Source organism: Burkholderia sp. CCA53 (assembly GCF_001685525.1).
Lineage (GTDB): Bacteria > Pseudomonadota > Gammaproteobacteria > Burkholderiales > Burkholderiaceae > Burkholderia > Burkholderia multivorans.
Map to the genome: position 1 here is coordinate 1384998 of NZ_BDDJ01000002.1, position 12702 is coordinate 1397699.

The window sequence follows — 12702 nt, forward strand, 5'->3', positions numbered from 1 at the left end:
GCCGCCGGCCGCGTCTTTTTACTGCGGGCCCATCTTCTTGATCAGCACATCGAGCTGCGCGACTTCTTCTTCGGTCAGATCGACGAGCGGCGCGCGCACCGGGCCCGCATCGTGGCCGACCAGCTTCGCGCCGGCCTTCACGATGCTGACCGCATAGCCCGCGCGGCGGTTGCGGATCTTCAGATACGGCAGGAAGAACTCGTCGATCAGGCGGCCGACGGTCGCGTGATCGTCCTTCGCGATCGCTTCGTAGAACGTCATCGCCGTCTTCGGGATGAAGTTGAACACGGCCGACGAATACACCGGCACGCCGAGCGCCTTGTACGCGGCCGCATAGACTTCGGCGGTCGGCAGGCCGCCGAGATACGCGAAGCGCTCGCCGAGGCGGCGGCGGATCGTGACCATGCTTTCGATGTCGCCGACGCCGTCCTTGAAGCCGATCAGGTTCGGGCAGCGATCGGCGAGGCGTTCGAGCATGTCCGCATTGAGCTTCGAATTCGCGCGGTTGTACACGACGACGCCGATCTTCAGCGCGCGGCAGACCTGCTCGACGTGCTCGGCAATCCCTTCCTGGCTCGCTTCGGTCAGATAGTGCGGCATCAGCAGCACGCCGCTCGCGCCGAGGCGCTCGGCTTCCTGCGCATATTCGATCGCGACGCGCGTCGCGCCGCCCGCACCGGCGAGGATCGGCACCTTGCCCTTGCAGGTTTCGGTCGCGACGCGGATCACGTCCGAATACTCGCGCTGCGTGAGCGAGAAGAATTCGCCGGTGCCGCCGGCGGCGAACAGCGCGCTCGCGCCATACGGCGCAAGCCATTCCAGACGCTCGGCGTACGTGGTCGGGCGGAAGCTGCCGTCGGCGTCGAAGTCCGTCAGCGGAAACGACAGCAGGCCGTGGGAAATGATCTGTTTGAGTTCTTGAGGTGAAGTCATGGTTGGGTCGTCCGTCTAGCGCGAGTGCTGGGTTCGTCGGGAACGGCATACGAGCCATAGTGGCGATGTCGTTGTATGTCATCGTACAACGCAAGAACAGGCGGCGCAAGCGGTTTGCTCGCCGGGGAATAGTAGGGTCTTTCCGGATAAGGGTTTACGAACTATGCGCGATGGGTGTTCAATGTCGTATGATGACTAACGATATGACTTGCCGCTTTCAGGAATTCCGATGACTGCATCCCCGCTCTACATCCGTGTGCATCCGGACGACAACGTCGCGATCGTCGTCAACGACGGCGGTCTGCCGGAGGGCGCGACGTTCGCCGACGGGCTGACGCTGCGCGAAGGCGTCCCGCAGGGCCACAAGGTCGCGCTGACCGATCTCGCGGCCGGCGATCCGATCGTGCGCTACAACGTCGTGATCGGCTACGCGCTGACCGACCTGCGGCGCGGCAGCTGGGTCAACGAGCGCACGATGCGCATGCCGGAGCCGCCGGGCCTCGACGACCTGCCGCTCGCGACGCGCCGCGCGCCGCCGCTGGCGCCGCTCGAAGGCTACACGTTCGAGGGCTTCCGCAATCCGGACGGCTCGGTCGGCACGCGCAACATCCTCGCGATTACGACGACGGTGCAGTGCGTGGCAGGCGTCGTCGAGCATGCAGTGAAGCGGATCAAGGCCGAACTGCTGCCGCGCTATCCGAACGTCGACGACGTCGTCGGCCTCGAGCACACGTACGGCTGCGGCGTCGCGATCGACGCGCCCGATGCCGACATCCCGATCCGCACGCTGCGCAACATCAGCCTGAATCCGAACTTCGGCGGCGAGGTGATGACGGTCAGCCTCGGCTGCGAGAAGCTGCAGCCGGACCGCCTGCTGCCGCCGGGCGCGATCCCGGTGGTCGCGGCCGAGGGCGAGCCCGACAACGGCGGCGTCGTGTGTCTGCAGGACGCCGCGCATGTCGGCTTCCAGTCGATGATCGATTCGATCATGACGATGGCCGAATCGCATCTCGAGCGGCTGAACCGCCGGCGTCGCGAGACGTGTCCGGCGTCGGATCTCGTCGTCGGCGTGCAGTGCGGCGGCAGCGATGCGTTCTCGGGGCTGACGGCCAATCCGGCGGTCGGCTTCGCGGCCGACCTGCTCGTGCGCGCCGGTGCGACGATCATGTTCTCCGAAGTGACCGAAGTGCGCGACGGCGTCGCGCAGCTGACGTCGCGCGCGGCGAACGAGGACGTCGCGCGCGAGATCATCCGCGAGATGGACTGGTACGACCGCTATCTGCAGCGCGGCCGCGTCGACCGCAGCGCGAACACGACGCCGGGCAACAAGAAGGGCGGCCTGTCGAATATCGTCGAGAAGGCGATGGGCTCGATCGTGAAATCGGGCAGCGCGCCGATCGCCGGCGTCGTGCGACCGGGCGAGCGTGCCCGGCAAAAGGGGCTGCTCTACACGGCGACGCCCGCGAGCGACTTCATCTGCGGCACGCTGCAGCTCGCGGCCGGCATGAACCTGCACGTGTTCACGACGGGCCGCGGCACGCCGTACGGGCTCGCGCAGGTGCCGGTGATCAAGGTCGCGACGCGCAGCGATCTCGCGCGCCGCTGGCACGACCTGATGGATCTCGACGCGGGCCGCATCGCGACCGGCGCGGCGACGATCGAGGACGTCGGCTGGGAGCTGTTCCACATGATGCTCGACGTCGCGAGCGGCAAGCGCCGCACGTGGGCCGAGCAATGGAAGCTCGCGAATGCGCTCGTGCTGTTCAATCCGGCGCCGGTGACCTGACGCGCGGCTATCTCGGTCGAACGATGCGGGCGCCTTCGGGCGCCCGTTGTCGTTTCGGGGCGCCGCGTCGTTCGTCGCGTGCCGTGTGCGCGCATCGCGAATCGCTTACCTCGCACGTAATCGACGGCCCGCGCGACGCCGGCGACGATAGCGACACGCGGACACGAAACGTTCGCGGCATCGTCTCTCATCCATCCGACCAGGAGTCTCGCATGAACACCACTGCCCAATCCGTCCATACCGACCTGATCGACCGCTACTTCGACGCGTGGAACGAGCCCGACGTCGCGCGCCGCCGCGCGCTGATCGACGCGACGTACGCGAGCGATGCCGCCTATCGCGATCCGCTGATGGCCGGCGACGGTCACGCGGGCATCGACACGATGATCGCGGCCGTGCAGGAGCGCTTTCCGGCATACCGCTTTCGCCGCACCACCGATGTCGACGGTTTCGGCCAGCACCTGCGCTTCTCATGGGCGCTCGAGGCGCCGGACGGTACCGCGATCGTGAAGGGCTCGGATTTCGGCACCGTCGATGCGTCGGGCCGCCTGAAGTCGATCACGGGCTTCATCGACGAAATGCCGGCTGCGGCGGCGTAACGCACATCGCGGCATGCGCAGCGGGCGCCGGGATCGGGTAACGTTATGCGGTTCGTTCCCGCTCCCGGAGCTCCCGACATGCTGAAGAACCTCGATCCGCTGCTGCACGCCGACATCCTCCACACGCTGCGCGCGATGGGCCACGGCGACGAAGTGGCGATCTGCGATGCGAATTTCCCGGCCGAATCGGTCGCACAGCATACGGTCGTCGGCCGCGCGCTGCGGATCGACGGCGCCGATTCCGCGCGCGTCGTGCGCGCGGTGTTGTCCGTGCTGCCGCTCGACACGTTCGTGGAGACGGCCGCGTGGCGCATGGAAGTCGTCGGCGATCCGGCCGCGCTGCCGCCGGTGCAACGCGAGGTGCAGGCCGAGATCGACCGTGCGGAAGGGCGCGCGGTGCCGCTCGCCGGCATCGACCGCTTCGCGTTCTACGAACGTGCGCAGCACGCGTACGCCGTGATCGTCACCGGCGAACTGCGCGGCTACGGCTGCTTCCTGTTCAAGAAAGGCGTGTTGTTGAGCGACGCCGGCTAAACACGCGCGGCGGGCCGTGCTGCACGCGGCCATGTAAAGTTTTGCTACAACTCTTGGACGACGCGCACGGACGCTCTATGCTGGCCCATTTGCCGCGCGCGCCGCAGCGCGCGGTGCCGAGCGGCCCGGCCGCGCTCGCGCGACCGGACGTACTGCATACGAGGAGAGAGGCATGACGCGTTCCGTCGATTCCGGCGTCATTTTTTTCGCACGCCTGGCGCTGGCGGCGTTGTTTCTGTGGGGCGGCGTGATGAAGCTGCTCGGTTACGGCGATTTCTTCGGCTATCTGCGCGGGCTGAACGTGCCGTATCCGCAGTTCGTCGCGCCGATCGTCGTCGCGATCGAAGCGCTCGGCGGTCTGCTGCTGATCGTCGGCTACCGCGTGAAGCCGCTCGCGCTGCTGATGGCGATCTACACGGTCGCGACCGCAATGGTCGGCCACAACTTCTGGGACGCGACCGATGCGGCGGTTCAGCACGACATGGTGATCCACTTCTGGAAAAACATCGCGATCGCGGGCGGCTTCCTGCTGCTGTTCGTGACGGGTGCGGGCGGCGCGAGCATCGACGGTTTGCGACGGCCGAGTTCGTCGTACGGCGGGCTGCGCTGATCCGCTCGCGCGGCGCCGGGTGCCGCGCGCTGCGTGCCGCACCACCGCACCACCGCGCCGCTGCGCCGCTGCGGCGGCGCAAAGACGAAAGGGCCGAATTCCGCCGCGTGCGGAATTCGGCCCTTCGTTCGTCGGGCGCCTGGGCGCGCTCAGCGCGCGGCCGTCACGTCCTTCGCATCCTTCGCGAACTGCACGGCGATCGCGCCGAGCACGCAGATCGCCGCGACATAGACGACCGGCGCCATCGGGTTCCACTTCATCATCAGCGACACGATCACCGGCGTCAGGCCGCCGAAGATCGCATACGCGACGTTGTACGAGAACGAGATGCCCGAGAAGCGCACGACCGGCGGGAAGCTCTTCACCATCACGAACGGCACGGCACCGATCGTGCCGACCGTGAAGCCCGCGATCCCGTAGTACAGCGGCAGCGTCGACGCGTCGGCGGCGACCTGCGCGAACAGCAGGTAGTAGCACGCGGCGAGCACGAGGCCGCCGATGCCGAGCACGCGCTTCGCGCCGAACCAGCCGGCGAGCGAGCCGGCGCTGATGCAGCCGGCCGTCAGGCACAGCGTCGCGACGCTGTTCGCGAACAGCGTGGTCGCGGGCGTCAGGTGGAACTGCTTCTGCAGCAGCGCGGGCGTCATCAGGATCACGACGACGATCGCCGCGGACAGCATCCACGTGAGCAGCATCGACACGATCACCGCGCGGCCGTGATCGCGCAGCACGGCCTTCAGCGGAATCTCGGCGGCAAGCGCCTTCTTCGCCTTCATCTCGGCGAACACCGGCGTTTCGTGCAGCCAGCGGCGCAGATACACGGAGAACAGCCCGAACACACCGCCGAGCAGGAACGGAATGCGCCACGCGAACGCGGCGACTTCGGCGGTCGAATAGCGGCTGTTCACGCCGGCGGCGACGAGCGAGCCGAGCAGGATGCCGGCCGTCAGCCCGGCGGTCAGCGTGCCGCACGCATAGCCGATGTGCCGCGACGGCACGTGCTCGGACACGAACACCCACGCGCCCGGCACTTCGCCGCCGACGGCCGCGCCCTGCAGAATGCGGAACAGCAGCAGGAGCACCGGCGCGAGGATGCCGATCGTGTCGTAGGTCGGCAGCAGGCCCATCAGCAGCGTCGGCACGGACATCAGCAGCACGCTGAGCGTAAACATCCGCTTGCGGCCGACGAGGTCGCCGAAGTGCGCCATGATCACGCCGCCGAGCGGACGCGCGAGATAGCCGGCCGCGAAGATGCCGAACGTCTGCAACTGGCGCAGCCAGTCGGGAATGTCGTGCGGGAAGAACAGCTGGCCGATCGCGGGCGCGAAGAACACGAAGATGATGAAGTCGTAGAACTCGAGCGCGCCGCCGAGCGCGGCGAGGCCAAGGGTTTTGTAGTCGCTGCGCGTGAGCGCGCGTTCGGCGGCGCGAGGCACGCCGCTCAGTTCGGAAGCTTGCATGGTCAGGACGATCGGTTTTCGAATGTAGTTGTCGGTGCTGCGTCTCCAGGGCCCGCTGTTGGCGTGAACAGGCGCACGGCCGCGGCCCGCGTCGTCGGAAGGTGTGCTGAGCGCCGGGTAGAGCACGGAACACGCGCCGCCGCACCGGGATGGGGCGCGGCGGGGACGATGCGTCAAACTGAGTGGGGGATTCTACAGGAGCGCGAAATGCGCGAGGCGGCGCGGTTCGAGGGCGGCCTCGACTGCGCCCGCGCCGCGCCGGGCGAGCGCGGCGCGCGACGGGCCTGCCGTGCGCGCGCCGTGACGACGGATGGCGTCCGCCTGCGTCAGTTGCCGGCGATCGTGTCGACCGGCTTGAACGCGCCGTGTTCGACGCGATAGATCGTGACGGGCGCGTCCTTCAGGTCGCCTTTCGCGTCGTACGCGATGCGATCGGCCGACACGCCCTTGATCGACACCTTGCCGAGATACGGCGTGTAGACCTTCGGATCGGTCGAGTTCGCGTTCTTCATCGCGGTCAGCAGCGCCATCGTGCCGTCGTACGAGTACGGCGAGTAGGTGATCACGTCTTCGTTGAAGCGTGCCTTGTAGCGCGCCGCGTAGCCGGCGAAGCCCGGCATCTTTTCTTTCGGCAGCCCGCCCATGTAGACGATCGCGCCTTCGGCCGCGTCGCCGCCGACCTTCAGGAACGTCGGCGAGCGCGACATTTCGCCGGTCACGAACGCCGACTTCATCCCGAGCTGACGCATCTTGCGGATCATCGGCGACGATTGCGCATCGCCGCCGCCGTAGAACACCGCGTCCGGATTGATGCCCTTCAGGTTCGTCAGGATCGCGGAGAAATCGAGCGCCTTGTCGTTCGTGAAGTCGCGCTTCACGATCGTGCCGCCCGCGGCCTGCACGGCCTTCGCGAATTCGTCGGCGATGCCCTGGCCGTATGCGGTGCGGTCGTCGATGATCGCGATGCGCTTGAAGTGCAGGTTCTTCACGGCGTACGTGCCGACGATGCGGCCCGCCTGCGCGTCGCTCGTCAGCAGCCGGTACGTGGTCTTGTAGCCGCGCGCCGTGTATTGCGGCGACGTCGCCATCGAGATCTGCGGCAGGCCCGCGCGATCGTAGAGATCCGACGCCGGAATGCTCGTGCCCGAGTTGAAGTGGCCGATGATGCCGCGCACGTTGTTGTCGATCAGGCGCTGCGCGACCGTCGTGCCGGTGCGCGGGTCGGCCTGGTCGTCCTGCGAGTCGAGCTGGAACGTGACGGGCTTGCCGCCGATCGTCGGATTGGTCGCATTGAAGTCGGCGATCGCGAGCTGCACGCCTTTCTGCATGTCGGTGCCGTAGTTCGACTGCGGGCCGGTCAGCGGCGCGGCGAAACCGATCTTGACGACGTCGGCGGCGATGGCGTGCGCGCCGGACAATGCGCAGGCGGCAGCCAGCGCGACGTGCGATACCTTCAGCTTCACTTTCACTTCCCCTTGATGGCGTGGTTGGGCCGCCGCCGGCCGTCGGGCCTGCGGCGGTCAGCGGGCGCGGGACGCGGGCGGCCGGACTGGCCGGAAGCCGCGCGCGCGTCGCGCACCGGATGTCGCGAGTGTCGACCGCTATGCCGGAATCGGCGTGCCGGGCTTTCCGTGCGGGCGTACCGGACGGCGCGCCGCGGCGGCGACCGGTTGTCGTCTCGTGACTGTGCAGCGAAGTCTAGGTAGCGAAAATGCGCACGTCTTGCGCGTTCGGTGCGCGGGCCGCGACGATTTCGGCATATCGTCGATTACCCTGATATATGCGCAAATCGTCATCCGGCGTGCGTAATCCGGCCAAGACGCGGCGCGCCGGGCTTTCTACGATGGCGGCCTGCCGCGGCGCGGCACGCGTCGGCACCGTCGTGGCCGCATGCGTCCAGTGCCGCGGCGGGTTGCGTGCGCCGCGCGCGGCAGCCCGCGCCGACCGTCGCACGCCACGCTGCGCGCACGCGCGCGCCGTCGGCTCGCGATGCATTACGCGCGCACTTCTATAATCGTCGCCATCGCCTACTTGTTTCACGGATGCCGGGATGACGCCCACGCTTGCCGTACCGCCTCACAGCCTGTCCGATACGTTGCGGTATCGGACCGACAACGCCGATCTCGGCGCGATGCTCGCGCACTTTCGCCTGCTCGAGCCGGTGTTCGACGCGCTGCCCGACGTCGCGTTCTTCGTGAAGGACGCCAACGGCCGCTACGCGCTCGTCAATCGCACGCTGGCGCTGCGCTGCGGCTACAAGGACAAGCGCGACCTGCTCGGCAAGACGACCGACGAAGTCTTTCCGCGCCGTTTCGGGCGCAGCTATTTCGAGCAGGACATGGCGACGATCAACGCGGGCCAGCAGTTGACCGATCAGCTCGAGCTGCATCTGTATCCGGGGCGTCAGCCCGGCTGGTGCCTGACCTGCAAGGAGCCGCTGCGCGATGCGTCGGGCAAGGTCGTCGGCCTCGCCGGCATTTCGCGCGACCTGAAGGCGCACGAAGGTTCGCATCCGGCGTACAGCAAGCTCGCGGACGTCGTCCAGCACATCCAGGATCACTACGTGCAGCCGCTGAACCTGAAGCAGCTCGCGCAGATGGCGGGGATGTCGGTCGCGCAGCTCGAGCGCTATTTCCACAAGGTGTTTCACCTGACGCCGCGTCAGGTGCTGTTGAAGACACGTCTCGATGCGGCCACGGCGCTGCTGGTCACCCACGACAAGGTGACCGACGTCGCAGCGTTATGCGGGTATACGGATCACAGCGCGTTTACGCGCCAGTTCAAGGCGACCGTCGGCGTGACGCCGACGGAGTACCGGATGATGCTGCAGGATCGGGCAGGGGAACGGAGCGCGCGCGGCGGCGCGGCAGAGGCGGCGGCTCAGCGGTAGCCGAGCCCCTTGAGGACGGCCGTGCCGTCTTTCGTCAGGCGGAAGCTCGGCGCGGCATCGGCATCGAGCTTGACCATCTCGACGAGGCCCGCTTCCTGCAGCGCGGGCAATTCCGGTTTCGCGTTCGCGCCGATCGGCGCGTGCAGCAGCACGAGCAGCGTCGCGATTTCGTGATGGCTGAGCAGGCGGCGCAGCATCGTCTTCTTGGCAGGGGGCGCGGCCGGGCGGCCCGCGGGTGCTTCTACGGCGCTCATCGCTGTCCTCCTTTTTTGAGAAATTCTTCAGGGCTGGATGCGGATGGTGCCGGCCGAGACTTAAGCGATTCTTAAAACGGCACCGCGCGACGTGCGATCGCGCCAGCATCGCGTTACCGCATGTAACGCCGCCGGGCCCGATGCGCGGTGCGATGCCGCGCGCTACTTGCGCCGCTGCGCCTGCGCGGCGAGCCGCACGGCCGCATTCGCGGCGCCGTAACCGTCGTATCCGCCGCGGCGCTCGACGAGCTCGAACGAAAAGCGGTTGTCGACCAGCTCCGTATACGCGTGCAGGAATTCGCCGCCCCGTTCGTCGCGGTCGTAGAGCAGATGGTGCGTGCTCAGCGTGTCGATCATCTCGTCCGACAATCCGTAGCGCGCCGCGAGATCGTCGTAGTAATTGGCCGGAATGCGCAGGAACGACACGCCATCGGCGGCGAACGCCGCGATCGCCTTCACGATGTCGTCGGTGCGGAACGCGACGTGGTTCAGCCCGGTCCCGTGGTAGCGGTTCAGCGATTCGGCGACGGCCGTGTGCCGGTCGACCGACGCGTTCAGCGCGATCCGCACCGAGCCGTCGGCGCTGCGCACCGCGCGGCTGCGCACGAGCCCGTACGGGTCGGGCACGAGCCAGCTCCGCTCGGCCTCGAACCCGAACGCGGTCTTGAAGAACAGGATCCACGTGTCGAGCGCGTCGGCCGGCAGCGCGAGACAGACATGGTCGATGCCGGTCAGCGGGCCGACCTCGGTCGGGCCGTCGATGTCGGTCAGTACGAAATCGGATTCGTACAGCGTCGGCCCGTTCGGCGCTTCGTCGACGAAATAGTCGAGGCTGCCGTCCGGCGCCTTCACGCTCGGCAACACGCGCTCGTTCGGCCCGACGCGGCCGGAAAACGGCGCATATCCGAAGCCCGCCGCGCGTTCGAACGCAACTTTCGCATCGTCGACGCGGAACGCCGACGCGCAGAGCGACAGCCCGTGCTGCTGGAAGAACGCATCGGCGAACGAGTCGCGCTCGGCGTTCAGCACGATCGACGCGGCGCCGTGCTGAAACAGCGTGACGTCCTTCGAGCGGTGGCGGCCGGCGAGCCGGAAGCGCATCCGGCGCAGCCAGTCGCCGACGGTCGCCGCCGCCTGCGCGTCGACCGCGAATTCGATGAACTGGAATCCGACGTGCGCGGGCGGCGCCGGCGGCGCGAACAGCGGCTGATCGGCCGCGGGCGAGCGGCCGTCGGCGGCGAGCTGCGCACGCGTGAGCTCTTCCAGATACAGCAGCGAGCGATGGCCGTCGGCGGCCGTGATCGCGGTCGGCGCCGCGCGAAAGCCGTCGTTGAAGATCTCGAGCGACAGCGGCCCCGTATAGCCCGATTCGATCACGCGCGCGGTGAAGCGCGCGAGGTCGAAGTCGCCCTGGCCGGGGAACGAGCGGTAATGGCGGCTCCATTCGAGCACGTCCATCGCGAGCTTCGGCGCGTCGGCGATCTGCACGAACGCGATGCGCTCGCCGGGAATGTCGGCGATCGCATCGGGCGAGTCGTCGAGCGACAGCGTGTGAAAGCTGTCGAGCGCGAGGCCGAGGTGCGGGCTGTTCACGGCGTTCACGAGCTGCCACGCATGCCCGTAGCGCTTCACGACGCGGCCCCACGCCAGCGCCTCGTATGCGACGACGACACCCGCTTCGCGCGCGGCTTCCGCGAGCGCGCCGAGCTGGTCGACGAGCAGCGCATCGTCGGCGATGGTGTCGGGCGACACGTTGCTGCAGACGAGAATGCGGTCGGTGCCGAGCGCATGCATCACGTCGAACTTGCGTCGCACGCGGTCGAGATTGCGCGCGAGCTGCGCGGCGCTCACGCCCTCGAAATCCCGAAACGGCTGGAACAGCACGATGTCGAGGCCGAGATCGGCCGCCATGCGCCGGACGTCGGCCGGCGATCCGTCGAAGTAGACGAGATCGTTCTCGAAGATTTCGACGCCGTCGAAGCCCGCGGCCTGAATGGCGGCGAGCTTTTCGGCGAGCGTGCCGGACAGGGAAACAGTGGCGATCGAGCGCTGCATGGGCGGATCCTGCGGAGAACGGGCGGCGGCGCCCGAACCGACCCTGAATGAACCAGTCGTTGAATTCGCCGCGCGCGCCATATCCCGAGTTTACTGGGGGAGTGTAGCGAATTATACAAACTAACTAGATGGTACAAATAAGCGAAAACCCGAAAAGACAACCGGCATGTGCGGGCGCACACTAGCGTCCATTCCCGATGTCGCGGGGCGGTCGCCGCAACGGTCCGCCCCGATTTTTGGAGCAGAATCCTGATGAGCAAGCACAAGGTCCTGGTGCTGAACGGGCCGAACCTCAATCTGCTGGGCACCCGCGAGCCCCATATCTACGGCGCCGAAACGCTGGCCGACGTCGAGCAGCGCTGCCGCGCCGAGGCCGAGTCGCTCGGGCTCGATCTCGAGTTCCGTCAGTCGAACGCCGAACACGAGCTGATCGACTGGCTGCATGCCGCGCGCCACGACACGCACGGCATCGTGATCAACCCGGCCGCCTATACGCATACGTCGGTCGCGCTGGCCGATGCGCTGTCCGCGATCGCGAAGCCCGTGATCGAGGTGCATATTTCGAACGTGCACCGCCGCGAGGCATTCCGTCACCATTCGTACGTGGCGGCGCTCGCCGAAGCCGTGATCTGCGGCTGCGGCACCGACGGCTACATTTTCGCGCTGCAGCGCATGGCGACGCTTCTTGCGCGGGGAGCCGCGCGATGAATCGTCCGTCGTTTCTGATCGGCCTGATCGGCCAGGGCATCGGCGGATCGCTGTCGCCCGCGATGCATGAAGAAGAAGGATTCCGGCAGGGTTTCGGCTACGTGTACCGACGTATCGATCTCGACGCGCTCGGGCTGAGCGTCGACGCGCTGCCCGCGCTGCTCGATGCCGCGCAGCGCATGGGATACGACGGCCTGAACATTACGCATCCGTGCAAGCAGCGCGTGATCGAGCACCTCGACGAACTGTCCGACGATGCGCGTGCGCTCGGCGCGGTCAACACGGTGCTGTTCCGCGACGGCCGCCGGATCGGCCACAACACCGACTGGTCCGGTTTCGCGAAGTCGTTCCGGCGCGGGCTGCCGGGCGCGTCCCTCGAGCGCGTCGTGCAGCTCGGCGCGGGCGGCGCGGGCGCGGCCGTCGCGCATGCGGCGCTGCAGATGGGCGCGGCCGAACTGACGTTGTTCGACGTCGACCCCACGCGTGCCGCGTCGCTCGCCGGCGAACTGCAGCAGCGTTTTCCGGTTGCGCGCGTTACGGCGGGCGGCACGCCGTCCGGCGATGCGCTGGCGGCCGCGATGCGTGCGGCGACCGGCCTGATCCACGCGACGCCGACCGGCATGATCAAGCATCCCGGCCTGCCGCTGCCCGCCGAACTGCTGCACGCCGGCATGTGGGTGGCCGACATCGTGTATTTCCCGCTCGAAACCGAACTGATTCGCGCGGCACGCGCGGCGGGCTGCGCGACGCTGCCCGGCGGCGGCATGGCCGTCTACCAGGCGGTCGATGCGTTCGAACTCTTCACCGGACGCACGCCCGACGCCGAGCGGATGTTCGAGCACTTTCAGTCGCTCGTCGCGCGCTGACCCATCG

12 protein-coding genes are annotated in these 12702 nt (G+C 67.7%); 7 read left to right on the top strand and 5 right to left on the bottom strand.

From position 1 onward, the window contains the following. Positions 1-18: 18 nt before the first annotated feature. Entirely contained in the window at positions 19-933 is a 915-nt protein-coding gene (kdgD, locus tag BCR55_RS22505; protein WP_006397225.1) for a 5-dehydro-4-deoxyglucarate dehydratase, read from the bottom strand. 229 nt (positions 934-1162) lie between these two features. Here kdgD and garD point away from each other — a divergent pair, with 229 nt between their 5' ends. From garD to BCR55_RS22525, 4 genes are all read left to right on the top strand, one after another. Continuing rightward, the gene (gene garD, locus BCR55_RS22510; RefSeq protein WP_006406877.1) at positions 1163-2719 is read left to right on the top strand and encodes a galactarate dehydratase; all 1557 of its coding nucleotides are present in this window, start codon (positions 1163-1165) and stop codon (positions 2717-2719) included. A 212-nt stretch (positions 2720-2931) separates the two neighbouring features. Continuing rightward, on the top strand, positions 2932-3318 hold the full coding sequence (locus BCR55_RS22515) for a nuclear transport factor 2 family protein (protein ID WP_065495995.1): 387 nt from the start codon (positions 2932-2934) through the stop codon (positions 3316-3318). Positions 3319-3396: 78 nt separating this feature from the next. Then, complete coding sequence (locus BCR55_RS22520) at positions 3397-3852, top strand: RbsD/FucU family protein (RefSeq protein WP_006397222.1); 456 nt, start codon at positions 3397-3399, stop codon at positions 3850-3852. Between the two features lie 172 nt (positions 3853-4024). Next, positions 4025-4462 (top strand): DoxX family protein, encoded by a 438-nt coding sequence (locus BCR55_RS22525; RefSeq protein WP_065495997.1) that lies wholly within the window; start codon positions 4025-4027, stop codon positions 4460-4462. 149 nt (positions 4463-4611) lie between these two features. On the opposite strand, the gene BCR55_RS22530 is transcribed toward BCR55_RS22525, so the two are convergent. Together BCR55_RS22530 and BCR55_RS22535 are read right to left on the bottom strand one after the other, a co-directional pair. Continuing rightward, positions 4612-5922, bottom strand: coding sequence for an MFS transporter (locus tag BCR55_RS22530; protein ID WP_035489171.1), 1311 nt, complete (start codon positions 5920-5922; stop codon positions 4612-4614). A gap of 326 nt (positions 5923-6248) precedes the next feature. Then, the gene (locus BCR55_RS22535; RefSeq protein WP_006406882.1) at positions 6249-7385 is read right to left on the bottom strand and encodes a branched-chain amino acid ABC transporter substrate-binding protein; all 1137 of its coding nucleotides are present in this window, start codon (positions 7383-7385) and stop codon (positions 6249-6251) included. A 587-nt stretch (positions 7386-7972) separates the two neighbouring features. Between BCR55_RS22535 and BCR55_RS22545 the strand changes: the two genes are divergently transcribed. Then, entirely contained in the window at positions 7973-8812 is an 840-nt protein-coding gene (locus tag BCR55_RS22545) for an AraC family transcriptional regulator (protein WP_006406885.1), read from the top strand. On the opposite strand, the gene BCR55_RS22550 is transcribed toward BCR55_RS22545, so the two are convergent. After that, positions 8803-9066, bottom strand: a complete 264-nt coding sequence (locus BCR55_RS22550; protein WP_006397215.1) for a hypothetical protein — start codon at positions 9064-9066, stop codon at positions 8803-8805. The two genes, BCR55_RS22545 and BCR55_RS22550, sit on opposite strands and share 10 nt — an antisense overlap. A 162-nt stretch (positions 9067-9228) precedes the next feature. Then, positions 9229-11121 carry a bifunctional sugar phosphate isomerase/epimerase/4-hydroxyphenylpyruvate dioxygenase family protein gene (locus tag BCR55_RS22555; protein WP_059875004.1) on the bottom strand — a complete coding sequence of 631 codons (1893 nt, stop codon included), beginning with the start codon at positions 11119-11121 and terminating at the stop codon, positions 9229-9231. Between the two features lie 252 nt (positions 11122-11373). On the opposite strand from BCR55_RS22555, the gene aroQ reads away from it, so the two are divergent. Together aroQ and BCR55_RS22565 are read left to right on the top strand one after the other, a co-directional pair. Next, complete coding sequence (aroQ, locus tag BCR55_RS22560) at positions 11374-11829, top strand: type II 3-dehydroquinate dehydratase (protein WP_006406888.1); 456 nt, start codon at positions 11374-11376, stop codon at positions 11827-11829. After that, positions 11826-12695 (top strand): shikimate dehydrogenase, encoded by an 870-nt coding sequence (locus tag BCR55_RS22565; protein ID WP_006406889.1) that lies wholly within the window; start codon positions 11826-11828, stop codon positions 12693-12695. Before aroQ ends, BCR55_RS22565 begins: the two co-directional genes overlap by 4 nt. Positions 12696-12702 lie beyond the last annotated feature (7 nt).